Here is a 15,157-nt window from a genome sequence, read left to right as displayed (position 1 = left end):
GTCATGTGGAACGAGGGATCTCGCGGGTCTCGTGACGGGACTTCGTCCCTCCTCGACCACCCGACGCCGCGAGTCCCTCCTCGACCACCCGACGCCGCGAGTCCCTCCTCGACCAACCGACCACCCGGCCGACTACCCGGCCGACTAGCCGAGAGACGTTGCGGGGGTCTCGAGACGGGACTTCGTCCCTCCTCGACCAGCCGACCTCGTGAGGACCCTGACCAGCCGGGTCGAGCCACGCCGAGCCGACCAGCCGACCCGAGGGATGGACCTATCCGTCGGAAGGTGGGCGGCGGAGCCGTTCCTCGAGCAGGTCGGCCAGGGCGTCCTGCCCGGCCCGCAGCGGGTGCAGGGCGGCGGCGACGCGGCCGTCGCCGACCCGGCCCTGGACCCACGGGCTGCGGGAGCAGATGTCGTGGCCCTGCGAGGCGGTGTAGAAGTCGGCGTACTCCACCCCGACCTGCTCGGCCGCGGCCGCCATCTCCTCCACGAGCCGCTCGTTGACGTCGCGGAAGGTGGCGCGGTCCTGGGGTCGCATCCGGGGCAGCCGGCGGCAGTCGCCCTGCGCCGGGAGCAGCCGGGGGTAGCCCACCAGCACCACCCGGGCCCGCGGCGAGCGGCGCTGCACCTCGGTGAGGGTGGACACCAGCGCGGGCCGGAGCCGCTCGAGGATGCGGACGAAGAGCGCGCGCTGGTCGTCGAGCGGGCACACCGTCGTGAGCTTGCGGCACACCGTGGCCAGCCGGGCGTAGAGCCGGTAGTTGTTGGCCCCGATCCCGATCGTGACGAGGTCGGTCTCCGGGGTCAGCGCCTCCATCTGGGGCGGGACGCGCGAGCCGCGGGCGGTGCGCTGGCTGCCGACCAGGTCGAGGGTGCGGGCCCCGCTGCAGGACCGGTCGACGTGCTCGCGCACCCCGAGCGCGCGAGCCAGCTGGGAGGGGTAGTTGTTGCTCGACCGGTAGCAGCCGTAGGCGATGTCGTTGACCGGCACGAAGGGCGCGGCCGTGAAGGAGTCACCCATCGAGACGTAGCGGGTGTACGTCGGCTCCGGCTCGTCGGTCGACCCGAGGCTCCCCAGCCACAACAGCACCAGCACCGTCAGCACCGCGGCGACCAGCCGCCGTGCCGTCACCCGGCTGGTCAGGGCTTGCGACCCAGGTTGCGCGAGGAGGCCGAGGCGAACCGGCGGTCGGGGTTGGAGCCGATCGCGGACCGGTCGGGCGCGACCGCCTCGGTCCGCCTGGCCGCGGGGGTGCCGGACCCGGGCTCGGCGGCCGCCGCGGTGGCGACCCGCTTGCGCGGCTTGCGGGTCCCGCGGGTCCTGGACCGGGAGGCGCGGTCGTCGGGGGTGGAGTACTGCTCGAGCCACTCGTCGAGCACCACCCAGGTGGTGGTGCGGGCGGCGCGGCCGGTGAGCATGCCGAGGTGGCCCCCGGGCACGATCTCGAAGCGCACCTCGTGCGCCTTGGTCAGCAGCCCGACCAGCGCCCGCACGGCGTTGATCGGCGCGATGCCGTCGGTGTTGCCCGCGAAGACCAGCACGGGGGCGGTCACGTCGGCGACGTCGACGTCGCGGCCGGAGACCTCGACCTTGCCGGTGAGCAGCTGGTTGTCCTTGAGCATCCGGTGGTAGAGCTGCCCGAAGCTGCGGCCGGGGTAGGCGATCATGTTGCGGGTGAAGCGGTCGACCGCCTCGATCTGCGCCAGCCACTCCGTGTCGTCGAGGTGCTGCAGGGTGGCCAGCGGCTTGGTGATGATCTTGGTGCCCGAGGACAGCTGGAAGGCGCGCCGCACGAGCGGGCGGGGCGCGCCACCGAGCAGCCGGTAGAGCTGGGTCACGACGCCGCCGTCGGTGAGCCTGAGGATGGGCCGCAGCGGGGCGACCAGCGGCACCTTCTCGACGTCGAACGGTGAGCCGAGGACGGTCAGCGAGGCGATCGGCAGGTCGGGCCGGTCGGCGGCGACCAGGGTGGCGAAGATGCCGCCGAGGCTCCAGCCCACGAGGTGGACCGGGCGGCCGCCGGCGTGCTCGGAGACCGCCTTGACGGCCTCGGGGATGACCTCCTCGACCCAGTGCTCGATGCCCAGGCCGCGGTTCTTGAACGAGATCTGGCCGTACTCCACCAGGTAGGTCGGCCGGCCCTGCTGCACGAGGTGCTCGACGAGGGAGCAGCCGCGACGCAGGTCGAAGCAGATTGCCGGCGCGGCCAGGGGGGTCACGAGCAGCACCGGGTCGCCGGTCTCGCGCGTCGTCTTGTGGGGGCGGTAGTGGTAGACCTCGCGCAGCGGGCCGTCGTCGATGAGCGTGCGCGGCATCGGCCGGAGGTCGGCGAGGCCGCCGTAGAGGAGCTTGTGCGCGACGTTGCTGGCCGCGGACGCGACCTGGTCCGGCTTGGGGATCAGATCCATCCTCGGAGCGTACCGAGCGGGACGGCGACGCGGGCCGACTCGTCGTACGCCCGAGACGCATCGGGTGTAGGGATGGTCCATGAAGCTCTCGCACCTGCTCGGGGGAGCCGGGGTCGCCCTGGGGGCGGTCGCCGTCCGCGACCTGACGCAGACCCGGCACGCCCTGCTCCGCAACTTCCCCGTCGTGGCCCACGCCCGCTACCTGCTCGAGCGGGTCGGCCCCGAGCTGCGGCAGTACATCGTGACCAGCAACGACGAGGAGCGGCCGTTCAGCCGGGACCAGCGGGCGTGGGTCTACGCCTCGGCCAAGCAGGAGAACAACTACTCCGGCTTCGGCACCGACAACGACGTCGAGCACCTGTCCGGGTACGCCGTGCTCAAGCACCGCACCTTCCCGGCCTCGCTGCCGCGCGACCACGCCTCGGCCGGGCTGCCCTCGGCCAAGGTGATGGGCGGGCCGCGCGGGCGCCGGCACGCCTTCCGGCCGGCCTCGGTCGTCAACATCTCGGGCATGTCCTACGGCTCGCTCTCGGGGCCGGCCATCACCGCGCTCAACCGGGGCGCGAAGGAGGCCGGGTGCCTGCACAACACCGGCGAGGGCGGGCTCTCGCCCTACCACCAGCAGGGCGGCGACCTGGTGCTGCAGATCGGCACGTCCTACTTCGGCTGCCGCACCCCCGAGGGCGCGTTCTCGCTCGAGCGGCTCCTCGAGGTGGTCTCCGCCAACCCCGTGAAGGCGCTGGAGATCAAGCTGTCGCAGGGCGCCAAGCCCGGGCTCGGCGGCCTGCTTCCGGCCGGCAAGGTCAGCAGGGAGATCTCGGAGATCCGCGGCATCCCGATGGGTCGCGACTGCGCCAGCCCCGCGCGCCACACCGCGTTCACCGACCCCGACAGCCTGCTGGACTTCGTGGAGCTGCTGGGCACCGAGACCGGGCTTCCGGTGGGGGTGAAGTCGGCGGTCGGCGAGCTCGGCTTCTGGCACGAGCTGGTGCGGCTGATGGGCCCCGGCACGCGCGGCGTCGACTTCGTGACCGTCGACGGCGGCGAGGGCGGCACCGGCGCCTCCCCGCGCGTCTTCGCCGACTCGGTCGCGCTGCCCTTCCGGCTGGGCTTCTCGCGCGTCTACGGCGCCTTCGCCGAGGCCGGCCTGACCGACCGCGTCACCTTCGTCGGCTCGGGCAAGCTCGGCCTGACCGACAACGCCACCGTCGCCTTCGCCCTGGGCGCCGACATGGTCAACGCCGGTCGTGAGGCGATGCTCTCCATCGGGTGCATCCAGGCGCAGAAGTGCCACACCGACCACTGCCCGACCGGCGTCGCCACCCAGAACGCCTGGCTCACCCGCGGGCTGGAGCCGGTCAGCAAGGGCGAGCGGTGCGCGCAGTACCTCCGCACGCTGCGCTCGGAGCTGGTCAAGGTCACCGAGTCCATCGGCGTGGCCCACCCCGGGCTGATCACCCCCGACGACGTCGAGGTGCTGTGCGGCGACTACGAGGCCCGCTCGCTGCGCGAGGTCTACGGGTACGCCGCCGGCTGGGGCGAGCTCGGTCCGTCGATGCAGGCCGAGCTGCTGGACCTCGTGGCCGCGGCCCCCGGCACCGCCGAGCCCCGGTCCGCCGAGGCGGGCGCGGGCGAGCGCGACCTCGGGGGCCAGGCCTCCCTCACGACCAGCACGGGCTAGGTCGCCCCGGCGGCGGACCTAGGAGCCGTGGGGCGGGCGGGTCTGCTTGTCGTGGGCGTCGCGGTCGACGGCGAGGGAGTCCAGGAACGTCGAGGCCCAGCGGGCCACGTCGTGCTCGGTCACGGTCTTGCGCATGGCGCGCATCCGCTTGGCGCGCTCCCTGGGCTCGGCGCGGTGCGCCTGCATCATCGTGGCCTTCATGCCGTTGATGTCGTAGGGGTTGACCAGGTAGGCCTGGCGCAGCTCGTCGGCGGCCCCGGCGAACTCCGAGAGCACCAACGCCCCGTCGTCCTCGTAGCGGCAGGCGACGTACTCCTTGGCGACGAGGTTCATGCCGTCGCGGAACGGCGTCACGACCATGACGTCGGCGGCGCGGTAGAGGGCGGCCATCTCCTCGCGCGGGAAGGAGGAGTGGTGGTAGGAGATCGCGGGCTTGCCGATCCGGCCGAGGTCGCCGTTGATGCGGCCGACCAGGCGGTCGATGTCGTCGCGGAGCTTGCGGTACTGGTCGACCCGCTCGCGCGAGGGGGTGGCGACCTGCACGAACACGGCGTCCTCGACGTCGAGCTCGCCGTCGGCGATCAGCTCGCTGAAGGCGCGCAGCCGGGCGTAGATGCCCTTGGTGTAGTCGAGCCGGTCGATGCCGAGGAACACCGTCGACGGGTCGCCCAGCTCGCTGCGGATCTCCGCGGCCCGGGTCTCGACCGGCTCGGAGCGGGCGAGCTCCTCGAAGCCCTCGGTGTCGATCGAGATCGGGAAGGCGCGCGCCCGGACCACCCGGCCGTCGGGCAGGTAGACGGTGTCGCGGTGGGTCTTGTGGCCGACCCGCTGACGCACGAGGCGCACGAAGTTCTGGGCGGCACCGGCCAGCTGGAAGCCGACCAGGTCGGCGCCGAGCAGGCCCTCGAGCACCTGGCGCCGCCACGGCAGCTGGGAGAAGAGCTCCGCCGGGGGGAAGGGGATGTGGAGGTAGAAGCCGATGCGCAGGTCGGGTCGCAGCTCGCGGAGCATCTGCGGCACCAGCTGGAGCTGGTAGTCCTGCACCCACACGGTCGCGCCCTCCGCGGCGTTGGCCGCCGCGGCGTCGGCGAAGCGCTGGTTGACCGTGACGTAGGAGTCCCACCACTCACGTCGGAAGGACGGCTTGGCCACGAGGTCGTGGTAGAGCGGCCAGAGGGTGTCGTTGGAGAAGCCCTCGTAGAACTCGGCGTACTCGGCGTCCGACAGCGCGACCGGGACCAGGGCGATGCCGTCGTTCTCGAAGGGCTCGACCTCGGTGCCCGTGTCGCCGGGCCAGCCGATCCAGGCGCCCTCGTTCTTGCGCATCACCGGGGCCAGTGCCGAGACCAGCCCGCCCGGCGAGGCGCGCCACTCGGTGCTGCCGTCGTCGTGGACGACGCGGTCCACGGGGAGCCGGTTGGCCACCACGAGCAGGTCGGCGGCCACGGTCGTCGAGGTGTCGCTGGGGTCGCTCACGCCGGTGACAGTACCCGCGGGGAGCGGGCCCGGTCAGGCCTCGTCAGCCGCCGTAGGAGACCCCGACCTGGGCCAGCAGGTCGTCCATCTGGCGCGCGAGCGAGACCGTCCGCTCGGGCGGGGCGAGCTCGCTGGTCAGCGCCCCGGCCCGCAGGCAGCGGTGGACCTCGACCACCTCGTTGCCGTAGCCGCGCCCGATCACCGGCTCCTCGCCCTCGAGCCAGGTCGACGTCCCGGCCTTCCCGTCGTACGCCGTCCACAGCACCCGCGTGGGGGAGTGGAAGTCGTGCTCGAGGTCGAAGCGACCGGTGGTCGTGGCGACCGAGGCGGTGCGCGGGGAGTTCGAGGTCATCGAGGCGGTGAGCGCCGCCGTCGCGCCGCCGGCGTAGCGCCCGGCGACCGCGACGTCGAGGTCGATGCCCTGGTCGGACAGGGCGGCCACGCCGACCAGCTGCTCGGGCTCCCCGAGCACCAGGTGGGCGAAGGTGAGCGGGTAGATCCCCATGTCGAGCAGCGCCCCGCCGCCCAGCGTGGGGTCGAGCAGCCGGTCGGAGGGGTCGCGGTCGACGACGAAGCCGAGGTCGGCGTGCACCTGACGCGCGACGCCGTGCTCGCCCGGGGCGTCGGGGGTGCCCAGCAGCGAGGTGATCCGACGGACCACCGGGTTGCAGGCCATCCACATCGCCTCCATCAGGAACAGCCCGCGCTCCGCGGCGGCGTCGACGAGCCGCTGGGTGGCGGCGGCGTCGAGCGTCATCGGCTTCTCGCACAGCACGGCCTTCCCGGCGTCGAGCGCGAGCATCGTGTGCTCCTCGTGGAGCGCGTGCGGGGAGGCGACGTAGACGACGTCGACCTCGGGGTCGGCGACCAGGTCGGCGTAGCTGCCGTGGGCGCGGCCGCCGTGCTGGGAGGCGAACGCCTCGGCCCGCTCCAGGGACCGGGAGCCGCTGGCCACCAGGCGCGCGTCCGGGACCTGGGTGAGGTCGCGCACGAAGTTGTGGGCGATCCGCCCCGGGGCGAGCACGCCCCAGCCGATGGTCGTCGAGGTGGAGTCCATGGCTGCACCGTAGCCACCGCGGGTCGAATGACACGGCTGTGATTCCTCGCCTATGCTGGGCGGGCCAGCCGCCGTACCCGCAGTGCCCGTCCCCTCCCGTCCGGGCCCGACCGAGGAGAGATCCACGATGGTCGCCAGCCACGCGCACAGCAGCCCCGAGGCCCGCGCCGACGAGGTCGCCGCCGGCATCAGCGAGCGCGACGCCGCGATGCTCGACTTCGAGCGGCAGTGGTGGAAGTTCGCCGGCGCCAAGGAGCAGGCGGTGCGCGAGAAGTTCGACATGTCCTCGACGCGCTACTACCAGGTGCTCAACGCCCTCATCGACCGTCCCGAGGCCCTGGCCCACGACCCCCTGCTCGTCCGCCGCCTCCGCCGGTTGCGGGCCACCCGCCAGCGGCAGCGCTCCGCGCGCCGCCTCGGCTTCGAGATCCCGGAGTGAGCGTGCCCCCCTCCCCGCTGCGACCCCTGAACCCGCTCTCGCTCCGCGCCCGCGACGAGCGCGGCGTCGTGCTCTCCACGCGGCTGCTGGCGCTGAGCATCTCCGCGGTCGCCATGGCCGGCCTGGTGTTCCTGGCCAACGACCCCGACGAGGCGGGCCGTCCCGAGCAGGTCACCCCCGCCGTGACGGAGCCCAGCCCGACCGCGTCGGCCACGCCCACCCCGTCGGCGACGCCGTCGGCCCGGCCCACCAAGAAGGTGCAGCCGGTCGAGCGCGCCGACACCTACGTCGTGGTCTACAACAACACCCGCACGACCGGTCTCGCCGGCACCGTGGCGGGTCGCGCCAAGGCCGCCGGCTGGAACGTCGTCGGATCCGACAACTGGTACGGCACGGTCGACGGCACCACCGTCTACTTCCCGCCGCGCCTGAAGGAGGCCGGGAAGGCCCTCGGTCGCGACCTCGGGGTCAAGGCGCTCAAGCCGGCCGAGGAGCCGATGCAGTTCGACCGGCTCACCGTGATCCTCACCGACGACTACTCCTGACCCCGGGCCCGGTGGCCGCCGCGGCGGCGGGCTGGGACCATGGACCCATGGAGTTCACGTCGGTCGACGGTGAGCGGCACTACGCCGCGGTGGTGCGCGCGGCCGACGACCTGGTCGTCGGCCTCGACTTCGACGGCACCCTGGCGCCGATCGTCGACGACCCCGAGAGCGCCCACATCCACCCCGACGCCCCCGAGGTGCTGGTCGCCCTCGCCGAGCAGGTGCGCGCCGTCGCCGTCGTGACGGGACGCCCCGCGCGGCAGGCGCTGGCGCTGGGCGGCCTGGAGGAGGTCGGCAACGAGATCGGGGAGCACGGGCGCGAGCTGTTCGTGCTCGGGCAGTACGGCAACGAGCGCTGGACCTCGGTCGAGCGCCGCGTCATCTCGCCCGCCCCGCCCCGCGGCCTGGCCACCTTCACCAGCGAGCTGCCGCGACTGCTGCGGCGGGCCGACGCGGGGGAGGCGTGGATCGAGGAGAAGGGGCTCGCCGTCGCCGTGCACACCCGGCGGCTCGACGACCCGGAGGCGGCGTACGACCGGCTGCTGCCGCTCCTCACCGACGCCGCCCGGGCCCACGACCTCGACGTCGAGCCCGGCAAGCAGGTGGTGGAGGTGCGGGCCCACGGGATGCACAAGGGTGCCGCCGTACGCCGTCTCGTCGAGCAGCTCCAGGCGCGGGCCGTCGTCTTCGGCGGCGACGACCTCGGCGACGTGGAGGCGTTCAAGGCCGTCGAGGAGCTGCGCGGCCAGGGCCTGCCCGGGCTGCTGGTGTGCTCGGCGTCGACCGAGGACAACCCGCTGGCCGACCTCGCCGACGTCGTCGTGGACGGTCCGGCCGGGGTGCTCGACCTGCTCCGCCAGCTGACCGAGGACGTCCGCTCCGGCCGCGTCTGAGGTCTCCGGGCCACCGGACGTCTCATTGAATGGGACGCCCGTCCCACATGTCGGGACGGATGTGGGGGCGGGGGGACCCGCCTCCTAGGCTGACGCACAGCTCATCGAGAGGGGCAGAGGGACACGGCCCGCTGAAGCCCCGGCAACCGCCGCACGACCTCCCGGATCCCGTCCGGACTGGTGCGGAAGTGGTGCTACATCCGTCCCGCGCCGAGAGTCGGCCCGGGGAAGATGAGAAGGAGGCCTCCTTGAGCATCGCCACCCAGCACGGCGCCCAGTCCGAGCCCGACGCGTCCAGCCCGGCGGGCGACGACGTCGCCACGAGCAGCGACCTGCGCGAGGGCGCCTTCGGCAACGCCACGGGCCTGGCCTGTCGCGAGTGCGGCCACGAGATCGCCCTGGGCCCGCACTACGCGTGTCCGGAGTGCTTCGGCCCGCTCGAGATCGCCTACGCCTTCCCCCAGGTGACCCGTGAGCAGATCGAGGCCGGCCCCCGCAACATCTGGCGCTACAAGGCGCTGCTCCCGGTGCCCGACGACATCGAGCAGAGCCCCAACATGGAGCCCGGCTTCACCCGGCTGCTCAAGGCCCACAACCTCGGCGCCGCGCTCGGCATCGACAACCTCTGGGTCAAGGACGACTCCACCAACCCGACCAACTCCTTCAAGGACCGCGTCGTGGCCTGCGCCCTGAGCGCTGCCGTGGAGTTCCACAGCAAGGTCTTCGCCTGCCCCTCGACCGGCAACCTGGCCAACGCCGTGGCCGCCGCCGGTGCCCGCGCGGGCATCCGCACCGTGGTGTTCATCCCGAGCAACCTCGAGAAGCCCAAGCAGGTCAACTCGGCCGTCTACACCGACTCGCTGGTCGCCGTGAACGGCAACTACGACGACGTCAACCGGCTCGCCTCGGAGATCGCCGGCGAGGAGGAGGGCTGGGCGTTCGTCAACGTCAACGTCCGCCCGTTCTACGCCGAGGGCTCCAAGACCCTGGGCTACGAGATCGCCGAGCAGCTCGGCTGGCGGCTGCCCGACCAGATCGTGATCCCGGTCGCCTCCGGCTCGCAGCTGACCAAGGTGCACAAGGCCTTCCAGGAGCTGATCACCCTGGGCCTGGTCGAGGACAAGCCCTACCGCGTCTTCGGCGCCCAGGCCACCGGGTGCTCGCCGGTCTCGGTCGCCTACAAGGCCGGCGTCGACGCCATCCGCCCGGTCAAGCCCGACACGATCGCCAAGAGCCTGGCCATCGGCAACCCCGCCGACGGCATCTACGTGCTCGACATCTGCCGCCAGACCGGCGGCGCCGTCGAGGACGTCACCGACGAGGAGGTCCGCGAGGGCATCCTGCTGCTGGCCCGCAACGAGGGCATCTTCACCGAGACCGCGGGCGGCACCACCGTCGCGGTGCTGCGCAAGCTGGTGGAGACCGGGCAGCTCGACACCACCCTCGACACGGTGGTGATCAACACCGGCATGGGCCTGAAGACCCTCGACGCGGTGTCCGACCGGGTCGGTGCCGCGGCGACCATCGAGCCGTCGTACGCCGCCTTCACCGGCTCCGGCGTCGTCTGAGCCCCCTGACCGCACGTCCCACCCGCCGAACCGCCGCGAGGAGCCATCCATGAGCGTCAGCGTCCGCATCCCCACCATCCTGCGCACCTACACCGACGGCAGCTCCGAGGTGGACGCCGGCGGCGCCACCCTGGCCGAGGTGCTCGACGACCTCGAGGCCCACCACAGCGGCATCCGGGCGCGCATCCTGGACGACACCGGCTCGCTGCGGCGCTTCGTCAACGTCTACGTCGGCAACGACGACGTGCGGTTCCTCGACGGGCTCGGCACCCCCACCCCCGACGGCACCCAGATCAGCATCATCCCCGCCGTCGCGGGCGGCTGAGGCCCGTGCCCCGCAAGATCGCCACCAACGACCGCGTCGGCCGCGACGAGCTGCTCGACTTCGTCCGGCCGCGGCACCGGGCCGTGCTCGTCACCACCCGCAAGGACGGCAGCCCCCAGCTCTCGCCGGTCACCTGCGGGGTCGACGAGGACGGGCGGGTCGTGGTCTCGACGTACCCCCGGCGGGCCAAGGTCGCCAACCTGCGCCGCGACCCGCGCACGACGGTCATGATCCAGGGCGACGACTGGGACGGTCCCTGGGTGCAGCTCGACGGCACCGCCGAGGTCATCGACATGCCCGAGGCGCGCGAGCCGCTCGTCGACTACTTCCGCAGCATCTCCGGGGAGCACCCGGACTGGGACGAGTACCGCGACGCCATGGAGAAGCAGGGCAAGTCGCTGATCCGGGTGACCGTCGACCGGTGGGGCCCGATCGCGACCGGCGGCTTCCCGCCCGAGCACGCCGACGACTGAGGCCGGCGTGGCGACCCACCACTACCGGCTCGGGGTGACCTGGACCGGCGACCGCGGGACGGGCACGAGCGGCTACCGCGACTACGCCCGCGACGTGGCGCTGCGGGCCGAGGGCAAGCCCGAGCTGCTCGGCTCGGCCGACCGGCCGTTCCGAGGCGACCCGTCGCGGTGGAACCCCGAGGAGCTGCTGCTGGCGGCGCTCGCACAGTGCCACCTGCTGTCCTACCTCCACGTGGCGGTCACCCACGGTGTCGTGGTCACCGGCTACGAGGACGCCGCGACCGGCACGATGGAGCAGCAGGGGATCGGCGGTCGCTTCACCGAGGTGGTGCTGCACCCGGTGGTCACCGTCGCCGACCCCGCCCAGGTCGACCTGGCCGCCTCGCTCCACGCCGAGGCGTCCGCGGCGTGCTTCATCGCCTCCTCGGTGGCCTTCCCCGTGCGCCACGAGCCCACGACCCGGAGCGGCCCCAGCGCCTAGGGTGCGGGACGTGGCCACCTCCAAGCCGACCGTCCTGCTCGCCACCTGCGCCCGCCTGCCCGACGGCGAGGAGCAGGCCGGCACCGACCACCTGCCCACGGCGCTGCGCGCGCACGGCCTCGAGCCGCGCTGGGTGGTCTGGGACGACCCGGCCGTGGACTGGACGCAGGGCCTGGTCGCGGTCCGCGCCACCTGGGACTACGAGCAGCGCCGCGAGGAGTTCCTGGCCTGGACCGCCTCGCTGCCGTGGGTGCTGAACTCCGCGGGGACCTTCGCCTGGAACACCGACAAGGCCTACCTCGCCCAGCTCGCCGAGCACGTGTCCGTCGTCCCCACGGTGCTGGTCGAGGACGAGCCCGACCTGCCCTGCGCCATCGCCGAGGTCTCGCCCGGCGAGGAGCCGTCGGCCGTGGTGAAGCCGCGGGTGGGCGCGGGCGGCCGGGGCGTCGTGGTCTTCGACGGCACCGACGACCCCTCGGGCACCGACGAGTCCGGCCTGGGCCCCGGGCCGTGGGTGGTGCAGCCGCTCGTCGCCTCGGTCCGCACCGAGGGCGAGACCTCGGTGTTCGTGCTGGACGGCGAGGTGGTCTCCCAGGCCCGCAAGGTGCCGGCGGCGGACGAGATCCGGGTGCACGAGCAGTACGGCGGCCGCACGGTCGCCGTCCCGGTGACCGAGGAGGCGGCCGACCTGGCGCGTCGTACGGTCGCGGCGGCGGGGGAGCTCCTCGGCCGCCCGCTCGACTACGCCCGGGTCGACCAGATGCGCCTGGCCGACGGTCGGCTCGCGGTGAGCGAGCTCGAGGTGACCGAGCCCGGCCTCTACCTCGACGTGCTCCCCGGCAACGCCGAGGCGTTCGCGGCGCTGGTCGCCGACCGGGTGGCGCGCGGGCGCCCGGGCCGCTGAGTTCAGCCGGGCGTCACACCGCGTTGCCCGGCCGTTGCGGTGACCGGGGTCCACTGCGCCCGTGTCCGTTCCCGTACGCCGCCCCGCCGCCCTCGCCCTGACCGCGGGACTCGCGGCGCTCGCGGGCTCGGTCGCCCTGGGCGGCCGGGGGCTGCTGGCCCGGCAGGCGGCCCACGCCCGCGAGCTGATCGGCAAGCCGCTGGGCGAGGACGCGCTGGTGGCCGACCGGACGTGGAAGAAGAAGCAGGGCGACCGGGTGGACCTGCTGGTGCTGGGCGACTCCATCGCGGCCGGGCTGGGTGCCGACCGGCCGCGCGAGACCCTGGGCGCCCGGCTCGCCCGGGGGACGGCCAAGCGCACCGGTCGCGCGGTGCGGCTGCGCACGGCCGCGGTCGTGGGCTCGGAGAGCAGCGCGCTGGTCGACCAGGTGGCCGGGCTGCCGCCGGCGTACCGCCCCGACCTGGCGGTGGTCGTCGTCGGCGGCAACGACGTCACCCACCGGGTGCCCGTCGCGGAGTCCGTGGCCCACCTCGTGGCGTGCGTCGAGGCGCTGCAGGAGCTCGGGGCGCACGTCGTGGTGGGCACCTGTCCCGACCTCGGCATGCTGCGGCCGCTGCGGCAGCCGCTGCGCGGGCTGGCCTCGCGCGCCTCGCGCCAGCTCGCCGCCGCGCAGGCCCGGGGCGTGGCCCCGCTGGGCGCGACCGTGGTGTCGCTCTCCGAGGCGGTGGGCCACCACTTCGTGCGCGAGCCCGACGTGATGTTCAGCCTGGACCGGTTCCACCCGTCCTCGGTGGGCTACCAGCGCACCGCGCAGGCGCTGGTGCCGCACCTCGAGGCGGCCCTGGCACGACCCTGCCGCGAGGCGGGGGCGACGTTTGCACTCGCTGGGGGCGAGTGCTAAAAATGCACTGGCACTCTCCTCGTGAGAGTGCCACCAGCACAGCACCGCACATGGCCACCGAGTCGAGGTCAGGCAGCGCCGGCGTGAAGGGTACGCCGGGTCGGTCCGGACCGTCCGTCGCGGGCGACGACGTGGGCCATCCATTCACTTAGCGTGAGGAACCACCAGAGTCATGCCGAAGCTGATTGCTTTCAACGAAGAGGCCCGCCGCGGTCTCGAGCGCGGGATGAACACCCTCGCCGACGCGGTCAAGGTCACGCTCGGTCCCAAGGGCCGCAACGTCGTCCTGGAGAAGAAGTGGGGCGCCCCCACGATCACCAACGACGGTGTCTCCATCGCCAAGGAGATCGAGCTCGAGGACCCCTACGAGAAGATCGGTGCCGAGCTCGTCAAGGAGGTCGCCAAGAAGACCGACGACGTCGCGGGCGACGGCACCACCACCGCCACCGTTCTGGCCCAGGCCATGGTCCGCGAGGGCCTGCGCAACGTCGCGGCCGGCGCCAACCCGATGGCGCTCAAGCGCGGCATCGAGCAGGCCGTCGCCTCGGTCTCCGAGCAGCTGCTCGGCATGGCCAAGGACGTCGAGACCAAGGAGCAGATCGCCGCGACCGCGTCGATCTCCGCCGCTGACGCCACCGTCGGCGAGGCCATCGCCGAGGCGATGGACAAGGTCGGCAAGGAAGGCGTCATCACGGTCGAGGAGTCCAACACCTTCGGGCTGGACCTCGAGCTGACCGAGGGGATGCGCTTCGACAAGGGCTACATCTCGCAGTACTTCATGACCGACCCGGAGCGCATGGAGGCCGTCCTCGACGACCCCTACATCCTCATCGCCAACTCCAAGGTCTCCACGGTCAAGGACCTGCTCCCGCTGCTCGAGAAGATCATGCAGTCGGGCAAGCCCCTGCTGATCATCGCCGAGGACATCGAGGGCGAGGCGCTCTCGACCCTGGTCGTCAACAAGATCCGCGGCACCTTCAAGTCGGTCGCCGTCAAGGCCCCCGGCTTCGGTGACCGTCGCAAGGCGATGATGCAGGACATCGCCATCCTCACCGGTGGCCAGGTCATCTCCGAGGACGTCGGCCTCAAGCTGGAGTCCGCCGGTATCGAGCTGCTCGGCCAGGCCCGCAAGGTCGTCGTCACCAAGGACGAGACCACCATCGTCGAGGGTGTGGGCGACGCCGACCAGATCGCCGGTCGCGTCAACCAGATCCGCAACGAGATCGACAAGAGCGACTCCGACTACGACCGCGAGAAGCTGCAGGAGCGCCTGGCCAAGCTGGCCGGCGGCGTCGCGGTCATCAAGGTCGGCGCGGCCACCGAGGTCGAGCTCAAGGAGCGCAAGCACCGCATCGAGGACGCCGTCCGCAACGCCAAGGCGGCCGTCGAGGAGGGCATCGTCGCCGGCGGTGGCGTGGCGCTCGTCCAGGCTGCTGCCTCCGCGTTCGAGAAGCTCGACCTCGAGGGTGACGAGGCCACCGGCGCCAACATCGTCCGCGTGGCGACCGAGGCCCCGCTGAAGCAGATCGCGGTCAACGCCGGCCTCGAGGGCGGCGTCGTGGCGGAGAAGGTGCGCAACCTGACCCCCGGCCACGGTCTCAACGCGGCCAACGGCGAGTACGTCGACATGATCGCCGAGGGCATCATCGACCCCGCCAAGGTCACCCGCTCGGCGCTGCAGAACGCCGCGTCGATCGCCGCGCTGTTCCTCACCACCGAGGCCGTCGTGGCCGACAAGCCCGAGAAGGCCGCCCCCATGGGTGGCGACCCCTCCGGCGGCATGGGCGGCATGGACTTCTGAGTCCAGCCACTCGCTCCACCTGATCCACCCGCAAGGCCCCGGCCTCTCACCGCCGGGGCCTTGCGGCGTTCCCGGGGCTGCTGGTTCCCCGGACGTCCGGGGAAACTGGTGCCTGGCAGGCGTCGCGATGCCCGCCAAGGTGAGGGAAAGGCTGCCGAGCAGGGCGTCGTACGCCGCTCGGCGCACCGCTGGCTAGGCTCCCCA

The 15,157-nt window shown here is 72.8% G+C and carries 15 protein-coding genes and 1 riboswitch; of the genes, 11 read left to right on the top strand and 4 right to left on the bottom strand.

Annotation, left to right across the window (positions count from 1 at the left end):
• Window positions 1-271 precede the first annotated feature (271 nt).
• Window positions 272-1,132 carry an SGNH/GDSL hydrolase family protein gene (locus ASG49_RS11650; protein WP_056541963.1) on the bottom strand — a complete coding sequence of 287 codons (861 nt, stop codon included), beginning with the start codon at window positions 1,130-1,132 and terminating at the stop codon, window positions 272-274.
• Between the two features lie 8 nt (window positions 1,133-1,140).
• The gene (locus ASG49_RS11645; protein ID WP_156384306.1) at window positions 1,141-2,409 is read right to left on the bottom strand and encodes an alpha/beta fold hydrolase; all 1,269 of its coding nucleotides are present in this window, start codon (window positions 2,407-2,409) and stop codon (window positions 1,141-1,143) included.
• Window positions 2,410-2,488: 79 nt separating this feature from the next.
• On the opposite strand from ASG49_RS11645, the gene ASG49_RS11640 reads away from it, so the two are divergent.
• The gene (locus ASG49_RS11640; RefSeq protein ID WP_082534061.1) at window positions 2,489-4,090 is read left to right on the top strand and encodes an FMN-binding glutamate synthase family protein; all 1,602 of its coding nucleotides are present in this window, start codon (window positions 2,489-2,491) and stop codon (window positions 4,088-4,090) included.
• Window positions 4,091-4,108: 18 nt separating this feature from the next.
• On the opposite strand, the gene ASG49_RS11635 is transcribed toward ASG49_RS11640, so the two are convergent.
• Together ASG49_RS11635 and ASG49_RS11630 are read right to left on the bottom strand one after the other, a co-directional pair.
• Complete coding sequence (locus tag ASG49_RS11635; protein ID WP_200936296.1) at window positions 4,109-5,566, bottom strand: trehalose-6-phosphate synthase; 1,458 nt, start codon at window positions 5,564-5,566, stop codon at window positions 4,109-4,111.
• 43 nt (window positions 5,567-5,609) lie between these two features.
• The gene (locus tag ASG49_RS11630) at window positions 5,610-6,623 is read right to left on the bottom strand and encodes a Gfo/Idh/MocA family protein (protein WP_056541961.1); all 1,014 of its coding nucleotides are present in this window, start codon (window positions 6,621-6,623) and stop codon (window positions 5,610-5,612) included.
• Window positions 6,624-6,750: 127 nt separating this feature from the next.
• Between ASG49_RS11630 and ASG49_RS11625 the strand changes: the two genes are divergently transcribed.
• The 10 genes from ASG49_RS11625 to groL all read left to right on the top strand — a co-directional run bounded on the left by ASG49_RS11625 (window position 6,751) and on the right by groL (window position 14,953).
• Window positions 6,751-7,062 carry a DUF3263 domain-containing protein gene (locus ASG49_RS11625; RefSeq protein ID WP_056541957.1) on the top strand — a complete coding sequence of 104 codons (312 nt, stop codon included), beginning with the start codon at window positions 6,751-6,753 and terminating at the stop codon, window positions 7,060-7,062.
• Window positions 7,063-7,064: 2 nt separating this feature from the next.
• A complete protein-coding gene (locus ASG49_RS11620) occupies window positions 7,065-7,607 on the top strand; it encodes a LytR C-terminal domain-containing protein (protein ID WP_235562034.1) in 543 nt (180 codons plus the stop codon).
• A 47-nt stretch (window positions 7,608-7,654) separates the two neighbouring features.
• On the top strand, window positions 7,655-8,500 hold the full coding sequence (gene otsB / locus ASG49_RS11615; protein ID WP_056541954.1) for a trehalose-phosphatase: 846 nt from the start codon (window positions 7,655-7,657) through the stop codon (window positions 8,498-8,500).
• A 98-nt stretch (window positions 8,501-8,598) separates the two neighbouring features.
• Window positions 8,599-8,738, top strand: a riboswitch (SAM riboswitch).
• Window positions 8,739-8,832: 94 nt separating this feature from the next.
• Window positions 8,833-10,068, top strand: a complete 1,236-nt coding sequence (gene thrC / locus ASG49_RS11610; protein WP_056542060.1) for a threonine synthase — start codon at window positions 8,833-8,835, stop codon at window positions 10,066-10,068.
• A 49-nt stretch (window positions 10,069-10,117) separates the two neighbouring features.
• Window positions 10,118-10,393, top strand: coding sequence for a MoaD/ThiS family protein (locus tag ASG49_RS11605; protein WP_056541951.1), 276 nt, complete (start codon window positions 10,118-10,120; stop codon window positions 10,391-10,393).
• A gap of 5 nt (window positions 10,394-10,398) precedes the next feature.
• Window positions 10,399-10,866, top strand: coding sequence for a PPOX class F420-dependent oxidoreductase (locus ASG49_RS11600; protein ID WP_056541948.1), 468 nt, complete (start codon window positions 10,399-10,401; stop codon window positions 10,864-10,866).
• A 7-nt stretch (window positions 10,867-10,873) separates the two neighbouring features.
• Window positions 10,874-11,347, top strand: coding sequence for an OsmC family protein (locus ASG49_RS11595; protein ID WP_056541943.1), 474 nt, complete (start codon window positions 10,874-10,876; stop codon window positions 11,345-11,347).
• Window positions 11,348-11,357: 10 nt separating this feature from the next.
• Window positions 11,358-12,251, top strand: a complete 894-nt coding sequence (locus ASG49_RS11590) for a RimK family alpha-L-glutamate ligase (RefSeq protein WP_162244524.1) — start codon at window positions 11,358-11,360, stop codon at window positions 12,249-12,251.
• 61 nt (window positions 12,252-12,312) lie between these two features.
• On the top strand, window positions 12,313-13,152 hold the full coding sequence (locus ASG49_RS11585) for an SGNH/GDSL hydrolase family protein (protein WP_200936295.1): 840 nt from the start codon (window positions 12,313-12,315) through the stop codon (window positions 13,150-13,152).
• Between the two features lie 172 nt (window positions 13,153-13,324).
• Window positions 13,325-14,953 (top strand): chaperonin GroEL, encoded by a 1,629-nt coding sequence (groL, locus tag ASG49_RS11580; RefSeq protein ID WP_056541937.1) that lies wholly within the window; start codon window positions 13,325-13,327, stop codon window positions 14,951-14,953.
• Window positions 14,954-15,157 lie beyond the last annotated feature (204 nt).

The organism is Marmoricola sp. Leaf446 (assembly GCF_001424755.1).
In the GTDB taxonomy this organism is placed as follows: Bacteria; Actinomycetota; Actinomycetes; order Propionibacteriales; family Nocardioidaceae; genus Marmoricola.
Note: the sequence above shows the minus strand (reverse complement) of the source record. Positions and strands in the feature narration are given on the sequence as shown.